The 14742-nt window shown below is 60.2% G+C and carries 17 protein-coding genes and 2 pseudogenes; 1 reads left to right on the top strand and 18 read right to left on the bottom strand.

Annotation, left to right across the window (positions count from 1 at the left end):
* Positions 1 to 75: 75 nt before the first annotated feature.
* Positions 76 to 693 carry a TIGR00730 family Rossman fold protein gene (locus J5J10_RS10930; RefSeq protein ID WP_211929890.1) on the top strand — a complete coding sequence of 206 codons (618 nt, stop codon included), beginning with the start codon at positions 76 to 78 and terminating at the stop codon, positions 691 to 693.
* 15 nt (positions 694 to 708) lie between these two features.
* Here the strand turns inward: J5J10_RS10930 and J5J10_RS10925 are convergent, their stop codons facing one another.
* The 18 genes and pseudogenes from J5J10_RS10925 to purF form a co-directional block, all read right to left on the bottom strand.
* Positions 709 to 855, bottom strand: coding sequence for a hypothetical protein (locus J5J10_RS10925; RefSeq protein ID WP_208549095.1), 147 nt, complete (start codon positions 853 to 855; stop codon positions 709 to 711).
* 133 nt (positions 856 to 988) lie between these two features.
* A pseudogene (locus J5J10_RS10920) lies at positions 989 to 1314 on the bottom strand (DHCW motif cupin fold protein).
* Between the two features lie 35 nt (positions 1315 to 1349).
* Positions 1350 to 2258 (bottom strand): EamA family transporter RarD, encoded by a 909-nt coding sequence (gene rarD / locus J5J10_RS10915; protein ID WP_211929889.1) that lies wholly within the window; start codon positions 2256 to 2258, stop codon positions 1350 to 1352.
* 150 nt (positions 2259 to 2408) lie between these two features.
* Complete coding sequence (cimA, locus tag J5J10_RS10910; RefSeq protein ID WP_211929888.1) at positions 2409 to 4025, bottom strand: citramalate synthase; 1617 nt, start codon at positions 4023 to 4025, stop codon at positions 2409 to 2411.
* Positions 4026 to 4077: 52 nt separating this feature from the next.
* Positions 4078 to 5049 (bottom strand): prolyl aminopeptidase, encoded by a 972-nt coding sequence (gene pip, locus J5J10_RS10905; protein WP_211929887.1) that lies wholly within the window; start codon positions 5047 to 5049, stop codon positions 4078 to 4080.
* A complete protein-coding gene (locus tag J5J10_RS10900; protein ID WP_211929886.1) occupies positions 5046 to 5735 on the bottom strand; it encodes a hypothetical protein in 690 nt (229 codons plus the stop codon). Before J5J10_RS10900 ends, pip begins: the two co-directional genes overlap by 4 nt.
* Before the next feature lie 101 nt (positions 5736 to 5836).
* A complete protein-coding gene (locus tag J5J10_RS10895; protein WP_211929885.1) occupies positions 5837 to 6307 on the bottom strand; it encodes a GFA family protein in 471 nt (156 codons plus the stop codon).
* Between the two features lie 122 nt (positions 6308 to 6429).
* Positions 6430 to 6909 carry a GFA family protein gene (locus J5J10_RS10890; RefSeq protein WP_211929884.1) on the bottom strand — a complete coding sequence of 160 codons (480 nt, stop codon included), beginning with the start codon at positions 6907 to 6909 and terminating at the stop codon, positions 6430 to 6432.
* Positions 6906 to 7079 (bottom strand): annotated as a pseudogene (locus tag J5J10_RS10885) (cysteine--tRNA ligase); the annotation flags it as partial. The gene J5J10_RS10890 and the pseudogene J5J10_RS10885, both read right to left, overlap by 4 nt.
* A gap of 8 nt (positions 7080 to 7087) precedes the next feature.
* Positions 7088 to 8680, bottom strand: coding sequence for a cysteine--tRNA ligase (gene cysS, locus J5J10_RS10880; protein ID WP_211929883.1), 1593 nt, complete (start codon positions 8678 to 8680; stop codon positions 7088 to 7090).
* 211 nt (positions 8681 to 8891) lie between these two features.
* Positions 8892 to 9302, bottom strand: coding sequence for a hypothetical protein (locus tag J5J10_RS10875; RefSeq protein WP_249116716.1), 411 nt, complete (start codon positions 9300 to 9302; stop codon positions 8892 to 8894).
* 123 nt (positions 9303 to 9425) lie between these two features.
* Positions 9426 to 9770, bottom strand: coding sequence for an SMR family transporter (locus tag J5J10_RS10870; RefSeq protein ID WP_211929882.1), 345 nt, complete (start codon positions 9768 to 9770; stop codon positions 9426 to 9428).
* Positions 9767 to 10327 (bottom strand): TetR/AcrR family transcriptional regulator, encoded by a 561-nt coding sequence (locus J5J10_RS10865; protein ID WP_211929881.1) that lies wholly within the window; start codon positions 10325 to 10327, stop codon positions 9767 to 9769. The genes J5J10_RS10870 and J5J10_RS10865 overlap by 4 nt, the downstream gene beginning before the upstream one ends.
* 77 nt (positions 10328 to 10404) lie before the next feature.
* A complete protein-coding gene (locus J5J10_RS10860) occupies positions 10405 to 11283 on the bottom strand; it encodes a DMT family transporter (RefSeq protein ID WP_211929880.1) in 879 nt (292 codons plus the stop codon).
* An 83-nt stretch (positions 11284 to 11366) separates the two neighbouring features.
* On the bottom strand, positions 11367 to 11984 hold the full coding sequence (locus tag J5J10_RS10855; RefSeq protein ID WP_211929879.1) for a hypothetical protein: 618 nt from the start codon (positions 11982 to 11984) through the stop codon (positions 11367 to 11369).
* An 8-nt stretch (positions 11985 to 11992) separates the two neighbouring features.
* The gene (locus tag J5J10_RS10850; protein ID WP_208549107.1) at positions 11993 to 12220 is read right to left on the bottom strand and encodes a DUF2188 domain-containing protein; all 228 of its coding nucleotides are present in this window, start codon (positions 12218 to 12220) and stop codon (positions 11993 to 11995) included.
* Positions 12221 to 12298: 78 nt separating this feature from the next.
* On the bottom strand, positions 12299 to 13039 hold the full coding sequence (locus J5J10_RS10845; RefSeq protein WP_211929878.1) for an SDR family NAD(P)-dependent oxidoreductase: 741 nt from the start codon (positions 13037 to 13039) through the stop codon (positions 12299 to 12301).
* Between the two features lie 107 nt (positions 13040 to 13146).
* On the bottom strand, positions 13147 to 14640 hold the full coding sequence (gene purF / locus J5J10_RS10840) for an amidophosphoribosyltransferase (protein ID WP_211929877.1): 1494 nt from the start codon (positions 14638 to 14640) through the stop codon (positions 13147 to 13149).
* Positions 14641 to 14742 lie beyond the last annotated feature (102 nt).

Below are 14742 nucleotides of genomic sequence, written 5' to 3'. Positions count from 1 at the left end.
TCTGGCACCACTCGTAAACAGGGTTTTCCGTCAATTTTGTTGACGTGAAAGCGCGAACGTAGTCTGTTGATTTCCATGCTCGAAAATACATCCGTGAAATCAATCTGCGTTTACTGTGGCTCTCAACCCGGACGTGATCCCGCCCACATGGCCGCCGGAAGAGCCCTCGGTCGCTCTATCGCTGTACACGGGCTGCGGCTTGTCTACGGCGGAGGCACGAAAGGGATCATGGGCGCCGTTGCCGCCGGTGTGCTCTCCAACGGCGGTCAGGTCACCGGGATCATCCCGGAGTTCCTGATGGACATGGAAGCAACCCGCCATTCGCTCGGCCAGCTCAACGAGCTTATCGTGACGAAGGACATGCACGAACGCAAGCACAAGATGTTCGAGCGCGCCGACGCCTTCGTGACCCTGCCGGGTGGGATAGGGACATTGGAAGAGATCGTCGAGATCATGACCTGGGCGCAGCTCGGTCGTCATGAGAAGCCGATGGTCTTCGCCAACGTAAACGGGTTCTGGGATCCGATGCTGGAACTGGTGAGCCACATGCGCTCGCAGGGTTTCATTCACACCGCGCACCGCGTTCAGCCGATGGTGGTCGACAATGTCGAGGACATCGTTCCTGCAATCGTCGACAAATGGCAATCGGTCTCCGATCCAGAGGGTATGGACGAAGTCATCGCACGGCTTTGAACGCCGGTAGAGCGCTCAGCCACCCAGATACTGGAAATAGGCCCAGGCGGCGACGAGTGCTGCGATCACGCCGAGGATGACAAGCAATCTGGTTCGCTTCGGATTCGGCGGCTTCGGCTCTTCCGGTTTCGGGGGACGCTTGAACTCGACGACGTTCGACACTCTGGCACGTCTCCTTGCAAATCGCTGTTCTGACTTGAACTGCGCTTATATTAGCGCAGTCGGCAACCCGCAACGCCTAGTTCGTCCGGGTGTTATCCCATCTGGAGACGTGTCTGCCTGACGTCGGCTGGAGTTAGTCGACGACGAAAAGCACGGCTCCCACCTGTGTCGAGGATCGGTGAGGCTCCGCATTGTCGGCGACCTGATAGCTCATGCCGGGCTTCAGCACGAAGACGCGGCCGTCTTCAAGCTCTGTGGTAAGCTCGCCGGAGATGCAGAAGAGAATGTGCCCCTTCACGCACCAGTGGTCCGCAAGATAGCCGGGCGTATATTCCACCATACGAACACGGATGTCGCCGAAATGCTGTGTACGCCACGAAGCGGTACCTGTTTCGCCGGCATGTTGCGTGGGACCTCGCTCCACTCGGTGGTACCGAACGGAATATCTGTCATTTTCATGGCGCCAGCCTCCTCGGTTCGGTGCGTTGTTTGGGTCAGGACTTCCGCAGGGCGCGCAGCATCGGCCACGAATAGATCACGAGCGCCGCCCAGATCAGGGGAAAGGCAATCGCCCGCGCGGTGCCGAACGGCTCCCTGAAGATGAACACGGCGATCAGGAAAATCATGGTCGGCGCGATGTACTGCATGATTCCGATTGTCGACAGCCGGAGCAGCTTGGCGCCGTTCGCGTAGATCATCAGCGGGCCGGCGGTGATGATCCCGCTTGCCAGGAGCAGCAGCGTGTCATGGTTGTTGGACAGGAAGTGCGCCTTTCCGCTGGCCTGCATGTAGGCCATGATGCCAAGGGCTACCGGCGTCAGCAGGAGCACCTCCAGAAAGAAGCCCTGGTTGGGGCCGACCGGCAGCGTCTTGCGGAAGAAGGCGTAGAACCCCCAGGAGAACGTCAGGGCCAGGGCGACCCAAGGCAGGGTCCCGGCCTCGATTGTCAGAATCGCGACGGCGATCGCGGCCAGAGCGATTGCGGCGATCTGGGCCGGCTTCAACGGTTCTTTCAGCAGCACCGCGCCCAGAAAAATCGAAAATAGCGGATTGATGAAGTAGCCCAGCGCCGTATCCAGCGCGCGGCCCGCCCCGATCGCCCAAACATAAATGCCCCAGTTAACGCTGATCAGCGCGGCGGTGAGCCCTGCCATTAGCAGCGTACGGGGAGACCGAAGCGCCCGCTTGACGTCGGCGGTGCGCCCGAGGATGAGCAGAACAACGCCCGCGATCGGCACCGACCACAGAATGCGGTGTGCAATCACCTCGACCGGAGAGATGTGCGCGACCGCCTTCATGTAGAGCGGCAGGAAACCCCACAGGAAATACGCCGTCAACCCGAAGGCGAAGCCGCGCGGCGTATCCTCGTTCTTGGGCACCGACACCGCGTCGCTATTCGCCATGATTGTTTCCTCGTTTTATTATTTAGGCGAGCGATAACCCACGCCGGAGAAATGAACAAATTCATTCCGGTGAAGCATTGCTTCCGTAAGTTGAGGGGTCCTGCGATCGTACAGGCGGCTATGCGTTGCAGCGAATGACTGTTCGACGCGTCACTCCGCCGCGATCTTCCCCGCGAGGCTGCGGTTCTTCATCAGCTTGTAGACGATCGAATCCATCAGCGCCTGGAACGATGCGTCGATGATGTTTTCCGAGACGCCGACGGTCCACCAGCGCACGCCGGTGGCGTCGGTCGATTCGATCAGCACCCGCGTGATCGCCTCCGTGCCGCCGTTCAGGATGCGCACCTTGAAGTCGACGAGTTCGAGGTCGTCGATCTCGTTTTGGTACTTGCCGAGATCCTTGCGCAGAGCAAGGTCGAGCGCGTTGACCGGACCGTCGCCTTCCGCGACCGACATGATACGCTGGCCGTCGATCTCAAGTTTGACGACGGCTTCGGAAACGGTCTTCAACTGGCCATTGGCGTCGAACCGGCGTTCGACCATGACGCGGAAACCCTCGATGCCGAAGAACTCGGGCACAGAGCCAAGCGTGCGGCGTGCCAGGAGTTCGAAGCTCGCATCGGCTCCCTCGTAGGCATAGCCGGACGCCTCCCGCTCCTTCACGATCGAGATCAGTTTGTCGAGTCTGGGATCGTTCTTGTCGACCTCGATACCGCGGCGCTTCAACGCGTTGATGAAGTTCGCCTTGCCGCCTTGGTCGGAGACCATGACCTTGCGGAAATTGCCTACACTCTCCGGCGTGACGTGCTCGTAGGTGCGGGGATCCTTCAGGAGCGCCGAAGCGTGAATGCCGGCCTTTGTCGCGAAGGCGGAGGCGCCGACATAGGGCGCCTGATGGTCCGGCGAACGGTTCAGCAACTCGTCGAACGCGTGCGAAAGCCGCGTGAGATCCACAAGCTTTTCCGTGTCGATAGAGGTCTCAAAGCGGGAAGAGTAGCTCTCTTTCAGACAGAGCGTCGGGATCAGCGTCACGAGGTTGGCATTGCCGCAGCGCTCGCCGATCCCGTTCAACGTCCCCTGGATCTGACGCACACCGGCCTCGACCGCCGCGAGCGAGTTGGCGACCGCCTGTCCGGTATCGTTGTGGGCGTGGATGCCGAGCGACGAGCCCGGCACGCCGGCGGCGATCACCGCAGCGACGATCTCGCGGATTTCCGGCGGCTGCGTCCCGCCATTGGTGTCGCACAGCACCACCCAGCGGGCGCCCGCGTCATAGGCGGCCTTGGCGCATGCCAACGCATAGTCCGGATTGGCCTTGTAGCCGTCGAAGAAATGTTCGCAATCGACCATCGCCATCTTGCCGGCGGCGGTTGCGGCCTCGACGCTCTCGCGGATCGAGGCAAGGTTCTCCTCGTTGGTGCAGCCAAGCGCGACCTTCACATGATAGTCCCAGCTCTTGGCGACGAAACAGATGGCATCGGATTTCGACTGCAGGAGTTCGGCGAGGCCGGGGTCATTGGAGGCGGAGATGCCGGCGCGCTTGGTCATCCCGAAAGCCACGAAAGCGGCCTTCTCCGTCCGCTTCTTTGCAAAGAAAGCGGTGTCGGTCGGGTTGGCGCCCGGATAGCCTCCCTCGACATAGTCGATGCCGAAATTGTCGAGCATCGCCGCGATCGCGATCTTGTCCTCGACGGAAAAGTCGATGCCGGGGGTCTGCTGACCGTCCCGGAGCGTCGTGTCGAAGAGGTAGATCTTTTCGCGTGTCATGCTGCAATCCTAAAAGCAAACGGCAGTCTTGGGAGCGCCTTGGGCACCATCATCATTGCTTCCCGGCAAACCGGTCCGTCGCACGGATCAGCTTGTCGAGGATGCCGGGCTCAAGGAACGCATGTCCGGCGCCCTCGATCAGGTGGAAATCCGCCTTCGGCCAGGCCTTGTGCAATTGCCAGGCATATTTGGCGGGGCAGGGCATATCGTAGCGACCGTGAATGATGACGCCGGGGATGTCCTTGAGCTTCCAGGCGTCGCGCAGCAGCTGTCCTTCTTCAAGCCAGCCGGCATTGACGAAGAAGTGGTTCTCGATGCGGGCGAACGCGATCGCGAACTCGTCCTCGCCGAAATGGGCGGCATAAGCGGGGTTGGGCAGAAGCGTGATCGTCTCGCCTTCCCAGGTGCTCCAGGCGATGGCGCATTCCAGCTGCTTCTTGCGGTCGTTGCCGGTCAGGTACTTCCGGTAGGCGCCCATCATGTCATGGCGTTCGTTTTCAGGGATCGGCGCCACGAAGCGCTCCCACTTGTCGGGGAACATTTCGGAGACGCCGAACTGGTAGTACCAGAGCAGTTCCGCCTTTGTCAGCGTGTAGATGCCGCGCACCACCAGCTCCGAGACCCGGTCAGGGTGTGTCTCGGCATAGGCGAGCGCCAGAGTGGAGCCCCAGGACCCGCCGAAGACGAGCCATTTATCGACGCCCATCATCTCCCGCAGTCGCTCGATGTCGGCGACGAGATGCCAGGTGGTGTTTGCCTCCAGCGAGGCATGCGGCGTGGACTTGCCGCAGCCGCGCTGGTCGAACAGCAGCACGTCGTAAAGTGCCGGATCGAACACGCGCCGCTGCGTTGGCGTCACAGTGCCGCCGGGACCGCCATGCAGGAAAACAGCGGGTTTCGCACCCTTGGTGCCGACCCGTTCCCAGTAGACGGTGTGACCATCGCCGACGTCGAGAAAGCCTGTCTCGTAGGGTTCGATCTCGGGGTAAAAGCCGCGCAGGTCGTTGTTGTGTTCATGGGTCATCGGATTGTCCTTTGCGCCGCTTGATGACGGAGCCGCCGGAGGATGAAGCTTGAAAGGGTCGCCGCCAGCAGCAGCAGCGGTATCAGCAGTTCGAGGAACTCCTCGGCAAGCGCCGCCTTGGCTGCCAGGGCGGGATCGATGGAAATGCCGAGCGGCGCGAGTTTCCGATCGATGCCGTCGAGAGACGTCGAGACGACCCCGAGAGCGATCGCAGCGACGACACCCCACGCCCACGGCGTGCGGGACCGAAGGGCCTCAATGAATATCCCGGCATTGTATCGCAGAAGCCTGACGACGATCGTGATCGTGACGGCGATGACGACAATGCCGAGGATGCGTTCCATCATGGGCGCTTCCGCTGAGAAATAGAGCTTGCTTTGCAGAAGGCCGATGGATGTCAGTTTCTTGTCGAGGTCGAGCTCACGACCCATCATCATCAGCATCACGGCGGGCAGCTGCCAGTGAACGCGCCACTCATCGCCGGATCGGGTCCACAGCCAGACGACAGCCGTATAGCCAAAGAGCAATGCCGTGGCCAACTCCAAGCCGCCCGACTCGCGAACGAGCGAGCTGTCGATCTGCTTTGTCATCACGTCGATGAGGATAAGGACCACGCTTCCAAGGACGGCCGCGAGAGCAAAGCCCCACGGCCGTTCGTATCCGAGCTTGTCGTTCGCATAGGCCAAATCCAAAATCCTCCCGTTCATGGTCTTTTTAATTCTTCGGTATTCGGCCGTTCGCGCCTGCTTCTGGCCGAACACGCCTTTCCGTTCCGTGGCGGCGTCTATCACTGTTCCTCCGCCGGGGGCCAGACTTTTGTGTCGTGATCGGGATGCTGGAGGGAGACGACGGAAGCATGCAGATGCTCCATGCCGGTGCTGGTAAAGGTCGGCTTGTCCAAAAGGGTATCGATCCAGGGCAGCCGTTTGTGATGATTGACCTGCACCTGCGGCTCGAAAAGCTGAGGGTCGTCCAGCGTGCCTATAGCAAGTTCGATGCCCCCTGTGTGCCGATAGGCGAGGGGCGTGCCGCACCGATGGCAGAAGCCCCGTTCGGCCACGTTGGACGAGCGGAACCAGTTCGGCTCATGACGCGGAAAATGAAGGTCGCCGTCATAGGCGGTGATGAAGGCGCCGAAGAAGCTTCCGAACTGCTTCTGACACATGCGACAATGGCAGATCGACGGACGACCAAGCTTCGTTGCCTTGAACCGCACGGCCCCGCACTGGCATCCACCGGTAAATTCGCCCTCGAACATGGTCTCCTCCTTAGCCGAGCGTTACGTAGGCAACGACACCTGCGGTGATCAGCGCAATCAGCGCACCCTTGGCAATCAGGCCGTACAGGAGCCACTTCGGCATCTGCGTGTTCGGATTTCTCTCAACCATCGTCGTTCTCCGTTGGCCAGCCGTCGGTGTCATGATCCGGATGCTGGTAGTTGACGAGGTTGGTCAGAAAGGGAGCCGAGTCGATGTCATCCATTGTCACGTGCTGCGGCAGCGTGTGCAGCCGGTCGACGAAACCGATCTTGCCCTCGACCCCGTATTGCACGACCGGCGGCAGGCGGGACGGATCGTCGAAAGCGCCGGCGGCAATCGCTATCCCGTCCGGTGCCTCGTAGGTGAGCGGCGTGCCGCAGTTTTCGCAGAAGCCGCGAGACACGTAGTTGGAGGATCGGAAATGCTTCGGCGCCCCGCGCGTCCAGACAAGCTCCGCCCCGCGCGTCGAGACGAGCGGCGCGTAATAGGCGCCGAATGCCTTCTGGCACATGCGGCAGTGGCAGATCGAACTGTCCTTGAGTTCGCCTGAGACACGGAAGCGGACCGCGCCGCACTGACAGCCGCCGGTGTGGATCGTCATCTCTTCACCTCCCACGTCGTCACCCTCTCGCCCGTCTCAGGGTCCTTGCCATCCTTCAGCTGAATGCCCTTGGCAGCGAGCTCGTCGCGCACCTTGTCGGCCTCGGCGAAATTCTTCGCCTTCAGCATTTCGAGCCGCATGTCGACGAGGGCTTGGATGGCGGAGGAGAGGTCGTCGGTCATCGACGAAGCTCCCACGTGGTCGCCCGCTCGCCAGTTTGCGCATCTTTGCTGTCTTTGAGGTGTACACCGGATGCTGCCAATTCATCTCGAATGCGGTCTGCTTCCGTAAAGTTTTTAGCCTTGAGGTATTCTAGACGCTGCGAGATGCGCTCACGCACAAACCTAGTATCTAGATTTAAGTCGGTGAGCCCTGATTTTGGGTCTGCCGATTCCGCACTTCTTTGAAAAACAAGGTGCTCTTTATGGAGGAACTCAGAATCAACGAGCCCAAGAAAGTCCATGCCTTCAAGAAGCCGTCTGCCATCCTTTAGATCGTATGACTTTCTGAGGTCTGTGATCAAACTCCACGTGTCAAGATCGTCAGCCAGATAGCGAGCAAGTTCATCAGTGTTCCCTGTTTTGACGGTCGGATCGGTGTTTCCGTCTTTGAGAAGTTCATACCACTTGACCAACTCGTTGCTCGACTGAGCAAAGCGCTGTGCAGTCCAATCGATAGGTTCACGGTATTTCGTCTGCAGCATCGAATAACGTGCTGCAAGTCCGTTCCATCGCCGCTTCAACGTAGAACTATCAAAATTGCTTTTGGTGTCCGCCATCAAAGGTACTGGAGTTTCCAGCAACTCGTTGATCGTGACGAAATTGCCCTCCGACTTCGACATCTTTCGGCCTTCGACCTGCAGGAAGCCGTTGTGCATCCACACGGTCGCCATCAGGTCGTTGTCGAAGGCGCAGCAGGATTGGGCGATCTCGTTTTCGTGGTGCGGGAAGATCAGGTCGAGCCCGCCGCCGTGGATGTCGAACTGGTGCGGCTTCGCCTTGGCCTTTGGCGACAGGCGATCCTTGATCTCTTCCCAGAGATAGCGGTCGGCCATGGCCGAGCACTCGATGTGCCAGCCGGGCCGGCCGTAGATCGGATTCGCCTTGCCCTCGAAGGTGAAGGTTGCGGCCCAGCCCGGCTCCGTATCCGCGGACTGCTTCCAAAGCACGAAGTCGGCCGGGTTCATCTTGTGGCCTTCAACGGCAACACGCGCACCGGCCTGCTGATCCTCAAGCTTGCGCTTCGACAGCATGCCGTAATCGGCCATCGAGGCGGTCGAAAACAGCACCTCATGCCCCTCCGAGCCTTCGGCCACATAGGCATGACCCAAGTCGAGCAGTCGCTGGATGATCGTCTTCATCTGATCGATATTATCGGTCGCACGCGGCTCGTGCGTTGGCTTCAGGCAGCCGAGCGCGGCCACGTCCTCGTGGAATTGGCTCTCCGTCTTGCCGGTGACGGCACGGATCGCCTCGTTGAGGCTCATCGAGCCATCGGCAATCTTCGAGCCGAAGTCCCTAAGTGCCCGGGCGTTGATCTTGTCGTCGACGTCGGTGATGTTGCGGACATAGGTAACCTTGTCGGCCCCGTAGAGGTGTCGCAGCAAACGAAACAGCACGTCGAAGACGATAACGGGACGCGCATTGCCGATATGGGCGAAATCGTAGACGGTCGGGCCGCAGACATACAGGCGCACATTGTCGGGATCGATCGGCTCGAAGTCGACCTTCTCCCGTGTGAGCGTGTTGTAAAGCTTGAGGCCGCTGGCCATGTAAAACTCCCAGAATGATGTACCCGGCTGGACCGGGTCGTTTGTCATCTGGGTCTGTCAGGAGACGAAAACGGCCGGGCCAGCGCTTGCGCTAGCGAATAATGATCCCGCAAATGATGCAGAGGCTCGTTTTCATGGGCGCTGTTATGGCGTGCGTCGCGATTTTGGTCAAGGGGCGGCAAGCGATGCTGCAAGCCCGCGAAACCCGCGCTCAGGGATAGACGTAGGTGTAGAGCGCGCACATATCGTCATTGCTCTGCGGCGGCTCTTCCGTCTCGAAGACGGCGACCATCGTGACGTCGCCATCGAGCCAGGATGCGAGATAGGTGACGGGTGCGGTGCCGCACAGGCGGTTGTCGTTGAGCAGGACCGGCGAGCTTGGATTGTCGATGCTGTAGACCGAAGCGGGCACTTCATTTCCGTCGACGACGAAGCTGTCGGCGATCAGATCCTTGAAGGCCAGGCTCTCGCCATTCTCGAACACGATCTCGTAGTCGTCGAAGCTGATGTCGCCGGTGATCGACATGGCAGTGTTGCTCAACGCGGCATAGTCATCGGCATGCGCGGTGGCGGTGGCACAAAGCAGCGAGAGCAGGGCAAGGGCATATCGGAGAGTGGTCATTGTCGAATCCATCAGCAACAGGCGGGCGTCGTCGCCAGCGCCGATAGCTCTTGCACGAAAGCCGTGCGTCGGCCATCGGCCTGCGTACCTTTGCCCAATTATGGTCGTGGAGGAAAGGTCGGCTCAGTGCGAGATTGTCTTGGAAAACACGTTGACGATGACGATCCCGAGGATGATCAGCGCGAGCCCGATAACCGCAGGCATATCGAGGCTCTGGCGGAAGACGAACAAGCCGATCGCGGAGACGAGGACGATACCAAACCCGCTCCAGAGCGCATAGGCGATCCCGACCGGAATGGTTTTCAAAGCGAACGACAGCACATAGAAGGCGATCCCGTAGCAGAGCAGGCTGCCGATCGAGGGCCATAGCCGCGTGAATTGCTGCGTCTGCTGCAGGAGCGTCGTTGCGACGACCTCGAACGCAACGGCGATGGCGAGTGCTGCGTAGGTAAAGGCGAGGGGGCTCATAGGGATGGCTTTCGTGTGAGGGCCCGCAGCCGCTCCATTGTTTCTCTCGTCTGGCGCTCCTCAAGCCCGCTACCGGTAATGGCGGCGAGCCAAAGCCCGTCGGCGGCCAGCCGCGCCAGGCGCAGGTCAGGATCGTCCGCCTCGCCATGATCGGCAAGCTGGCCATCAAGCCATTCACCCCAGTTCGCCCGGAGTTCGGCATCGGTGAGCGCCGACAGGCAAAGAGCTGCCCATAGCGGCTCGCTTCCGGCCTTTCCCGGCGCGACAACGGCTTCGACATAGGCGCGGCTGAAACGACCGAGTGGTTCGATATCCGCCGCCATATGCTCCGCCAGTTCCGTCTCGAAACGTTCCAGAAGGTCGGCAAAGACCGCATTCACGAGGCTCGCCTTGCTGGGAAAATGGTGGAAGAACGCGCCCTTCGTCACGCCGGCCTCCAGGCAGACGGCATCCACGGTGACATCGGCGATCCCGCGATGCGTCGCGATCCGCGCCGCAGCATCGAGGAGGGTGCGCCGAACCTTTTCCGGCTGCTTCTTGCGCTGGTGTGCATTCATGGAAAAAAGATACCAACTGAACGGTATGTTTCAAGTGGAATCGGCGACGCGTGCGCCGATCTTCATTGCGACTTCAGTCAGGCGACCCGGCGTCGCAGAGGCAGGAGTCCGAGTACCATTGCGCATCCACCGATGATGACGGCCGCGCCGACGATCTGGATCGCCGTCAGGTCTTCGTGCAGGACGAACGCGCCGACGAGAACCGCGACCACCGTCACGGCGAACTCGACGCTGATTGCCCGCGTCGGACCGATCCGCCCGACAAGCCAGAAGTAGACGACGTAGGTGAGTGCGCTCATCAATGCAGCGAGCGAGACAAGGTAGAGATAGTCGATCGGCTGCGGCGTTCCCGGGACCGGCACGAGAAGCAGAAACGGAAGGGTCATCACTCCGCCGGCGAAGAACGAACCGATCGTTACTTCCCAGGGGCTGGCTTTGGTCAGGAAGCGAGCGGCGTAGTTGGAGCCGAAGGCGGCCGAGAAGGTGGAAAACACCATGCCGATACAGCCAAGCACGAATGTCGTATCCACCGGCACCGCCGGAAAGCCAACCAGCATGATGATCCCGACAGTACCGAGCGCGATGCCTGCAACGCGCGGCGGTGTGATCCGCTCCATGCCCCAGAGCTGGGCGATGACCATGGAAAACATAGGGATGGTCGCGACGAAAATCGCGGCCATGGCCGTGCCGATCAACGGTGTCGAATAGGAAAGGCCGATCAATTGCCCGGCAACGGTCGTCGCGCCAACGGCGACATAGTGCCACCACTTGGCCTCGAAGGCCAGCCGCCGGCGTGTGAGTCGAGCGGCGGCGTAAAGCAGCAGCCCGGCGATCAAGCACCGGAACGTCACGGCCCCGATCCAGCCAAAGCCGTCGACCACCTTTAACAGAAGCAGAAAAGAAAGCCCCCAGGCGAATGCGAGGAAGGTGTAGGCGGTAATTTCGCGAGCTTGCATGATACTCTGATAACGTTTCGGATGCGATGTTCTCTAAGGCAGATGCGATGAGCGCAAGTCCTATGCGCGACAATATTTCGTCTTCAGGCAGGTTGTCCCGCTTGCATCCACTCCTGCATCGCGTCGATCACGTCCACGGTGGGATATTGGCGAATATCGTCGTCGGACGCCCCTGCCGCTAATTCGCGCATCCAATACCATTGTTGAAAGACGACATATTTGCTTTCAATAAGTGTTGCGCCGAAATTGGGCGCGGCAGCTTGTCGTATGAGCCACCCACGAACCTTTCTGATGGCTTGTTGATAGTCCGCAGCGTGCGCCTCAATGTCCCATCCAGCTATATCGGAAAGAGTCCTTTGATAATCGTAACGGCTCTCTTCAAGGACAAGTAACGACTTGTTGGCTAATTGCCCGGTGCCGAAACGTTTACATCCGTAATCAACGCCGAGTTCAAAAGGCATGTTCATACGTGCGAACTCGCCGATCGACGAAGCTTTGCAACGGCTCAAATCATGGATGCCGTATTTTGAAGTCCTGATGATTTCCTCGATCCGGCTTAGGCGATTTGCTGCGTTGTCGGCATTTTGCGGAGCCAGACGAGGGGAGAAGCCGAGATATATGACACAAAAGGCAATCGCCTGAAGTATCGGCGCATAGTCTTCATCAAATGGGCAATTTATGAAGACCGACCTGTCAAACATGGATGGAGTCAGCCCTTCGGAGGCAGCGGATCGCTTCCATAGGTATTCCGCTCCCGGATGCGGCCATCCTTTCCGTGAATGTAGAGTTCTGTCTTGTGAGACTTAGCGATCTGCCTAGCGGTCTCGATGGCCTCCGATTGCGTCAAATGAACGCTGCTCGCCCTCGACGCGCCGGATGTAAGAACTCCCCACTTACCAGATCTAGGTACTACATGCTGAGCTTTTGACTTGGACATCTTCCGATCCCCGTAGATAGTGCAATATAGTTGATCTGCTGTAAGACCACCAGAGCCTGCGTCGCCCCAAGCTCACTCTCATTCCGGCAAACGGTAATCCTTGAGCTTGTCCTCCCGGACCACATAGAGCTTGCCCGTCTCCGTCAACTCTGCACCGCAGAGCGGCAGGAGCTTTGCGGCAACTTCGGAAGGGTGCGGCAGCGTCTCCGGATCTTCGCCCGGCATCGCCTGGGCCCGCATGGCTGTCCGCGTGGCGCCCGGATCGATCGATACGATCCTGAGAGGCAGGCGCTGTGTCTCGGCTGCCCACGTACGGGCAAGTGCTTCGACGGCGGCCTTGGAGGCCGAGTAGACGCCCCAGAACGGGCGGCACTTGTGAGCGGCGCCTGACGAGAGAATGAGGGCGCGGCCCTGGTCGGACTTGACGAGCAGCGGCTCGACGGAGCGGATCAGCCGCCACGTCGCTGTGACGTTGACCGTCATTACCTTCTCGAACACCTTCGCCTCGATATGTCCAATGGGTGAAATGACACCCAGCATCCCGGCATTGGCGACGAGGATGTCGAGTTTGCCCCAGCGCTCGTGGATCGAGGCGCCGAGCGCGTCGATCGCCTTCATGTCGGTGAGATCGAAGGGAACGAGCGTGGCCGAGCCGCCGACCGCCTTGATCGCGTCGTCGAGTTCCTCGAGGCCGCCAACGGTACGGGCGCAGGCGATTACGTGGGCGCCCGCCTTGGCGAGTTCGATCGCGGTGAAATAGCCGATGCCGCGCGATGCGCCTGTGACCAGGGCAATCCGCTCCTTCAAGTCGATCGTCATTGTGTCGATCCTGTCCACGAGATGTCGTTTGACGGCCAAAAAAAGAAGGCCGCGTTTCCGCAGCCTTCTAGAGTGTTTTATGCGGAAGGCAAATGCTTCCCTTCGTCTCAGCCGGTGGTGGCGAGCAACGAGACCTTGCGGCCGACATCCTGTTCGCCCTGCTTGTCCAAGAGACGGGTCGGGTAGTCGCCCGTGAAATAATGGTCGGTGAACTGTGGGTTCGCAGCATCGCGAGGCTCGCCGCCAACGGCGCGGTACAGGCCATCGATCGACAGGAACGCGAGCGAATCGGCACCGATGAATTCGGCCATCGCCTTTTCGTCGGCATACTGGTTGGCGAGAAGCTTGTCGCGATCCGGCGTGTCGATACCGTAGAAGTCCGGATAGAAGATCATCGGGCTGGCGACCCGGATATGCACTTCCTTTGCCCCGGCATCGCGGATCATCTGCACGATCTTGACCGAGGTCGTGCCGCGCACGATGGAATCGTCCACCAGCACCACGCGCTTGCCCTCGATCATGGCCCTGTTGGCCGAGTGCTTCAGCTTGACGCCGAAGGCGCGGATTTGCTGCGTCGGCTCGATGAAGGTGCGGCCGACATAGTGGTTGCGGATGATGCCGTATTCGAACGGGATACCGCTCTCCTGCGCGAAGCCCAAGGCCGCCGGTGTGCCGCCATCCGGAACCGGGACGACGACGTCTGCTTCCAGCGGCGATTCCTTGGCGAGGTTCACCCCCATGTTCTTGCGCGTCTGATAGACGTTGCGACCCGCCACGACGGAATCGGGACGTGCGAAGTAGACGTATTCGAACAGGCAAGGACGCTCGGGCTGCGGGCGCGCCGGCAGTCGCGATTCAATGCTGATCGAGCCATCGGGCTGGATTTCGCAGATAACCACTTCGCCGTTCTTCACATCGCGGATGAACTTGGCGCCGATGATGTCGAGCGCGCAGGTTTCCGAGCAGAAGATCGGCTTGCCATCGAGCTCGCCCATGACCAGCGGGCGAATGCCGATCGGGTCGCGGGCGGCGATCAGTTTCGTCCGGGTGAGCGCCACCATGGCATAGCCGCCTTCCATCTGCCTGATGGCATCGATAAAGCGGTCGGTTGTCGAGGCGTGGCGCGAGCGCGCGATGAGATGAAGTACCACCTCGGTATCGGAGGTGGACTGACAGATCGCGCCGGTGGCGATGATCTGCTTGCGAAGCGTCAGGCCGTTGGTGAAGTTGCCGTTGTGCGCGACGGCGATGCCGCCTTCCTCCAGCTCGGCGAACAGTGGCTGCACGTTGCGCAGCGCGACTTCACCGGTCGTCGAATAGCGGGTGTGGCCGATCGACATTGCACCGGGCAGCTTCGCGAGCGTTGCCGGGTCTGTGTAGTGATCGCCAACGAGCCCCATGTGTTTTTCGGTGTGGAAGTGTTTACCGTCGAACGAGACGATACCGGCCGCTTCCTGCCCCCGGTGCTGCAGGGCGTGCAGGCCCAGAGCCGTCAGCGTCGCCGCGTCGGGATGGCCCAAAATGCCGAACACCCCGCATTCCTCATGCAGGGTGTCGTCGTCGAGACCGCATTCGGAAACGGCTGAATTACTCTGGTTCATCGAGGTTCGCCTTTGCTCGCTCGGGAGATCAACAGGTGGAATTGTCTTAACACGACAGCGCCGGTCTGTCCCGATCCGGCCGCCGCCTCAGTCATATAGGAA

The sequence above is a fragment of the Ciceribacter sp. L1K23 genome (assembly GCF_018122705.1).
GTDB lineage: Bacteria > Pseudomonadota > Alphaproteobacteria > Rhizobiales > Rhizobiaceae > Allorhizobium.
The sequence above is the reverse complement of the archived record's forward strand: the minus strand, read 5'-3'. Positions and strand labels throughout refer to the sequence as shown.

Coding starts and splice junctions, on each gene's coding strand:
- J5J10_RS10855 (WP_211929879.1), bottom strand. CDS start 11,984: ATGTTTGACAGGTCGGTCTTCATAAATTGCCCATTTGATGAAGACTAT.
- J5J10_RS10845 (WP_211929878.1), bottom strand. CDS start 13,039: ATGACGATCGACTTGAAGGAGCGGATTGCCCTGGTCACAGGCGCATCG.
- J5J10_RS10865 (WP_211929881.1), bottom strand. CDS start 10,327: ATGAATGCACACCAGCGCAAGAAGCAGCCGGAAAAGGTTCGGCGCACC.
- cysS (WP_211929883.1), bottom strand. CDS start 8,680: ATGGCCAGCGGCCTCAAGCTTTACAACACGCTCACACGGGAGAAGGTC.
- rarD (WP_211929889.1), bottom strand. CDS start 2,258: ATGGCGAATAGCGACGCGGTGTCGGTGCCCAAGAACGAGGATACGCCG.
- purF (WP_211929877.1), bottom strand. CDS start 14,640: ATGAACCAGAGTAATTCAGCCGTTTCCGAATGCGGTCTCGACGACGAC.
- J5J10_RS10850 (WP_208549107.1), bottom strand. CDS start 12,220: ATGTCCAAGTCAAAAGCTCAGCATGTAGTACCTAGATCTGGTAAGTGG.
- J5J10_RS10875 (WP_249116716.1), bottom strand. CDS start 9,302: ATGACCACTCTCCGATATGCCCTTGCCCTGCTCTCGCTGCTTTGTGCC.
- J5J10_RS10870 (WP_211929882.1), bottom strand. CDS start 9,770: ATGAGCCCCCTCGCCTTTACCTACGCAGCACTCGCCATCGCCGTTGCG.
- cimA (WP_211929888.1), bottom strand. CDS start 4,025: ATGACACGCGAAAAGATCTACCTCTTCGACACGACGCTCCGGGACGGT.
- J5J10_RS10860 (WP_211929880.1), bottom strand. CDS start 11,283: ATGCAAGCTCGCGAAATTACCGCCTACACCTTCCTCGCATTCGCCTGG.
- J5J10_RS10930 (WP_211929890.1), top strand. CDS start 76: ATGCTCGAAAATACATCCGTGAAATCAATCTGCGTTTACTGTGGCTCT.
- J5J10_RS10890 (WP_211929884.1), bottom strand. CDS start 6,909: ATGACGATCCACACCGGCGGCTGTCAGTGCGGCGCGGTCCGCTTCCGT.
- J5J10_RS10895 (WP_211929885.1), bottom strand. CDS start 6,307: ATGTTCGAGGGCGAATTTACCGGTGGATGCCAGTGCGGGGCCGTGCGG.
- pip (WP_211929887.1), bottom strand. CDS start 5,049: ATGACCCATGAACACAACAACGACCTGCGCGGCTTTTACCCCGAGATC.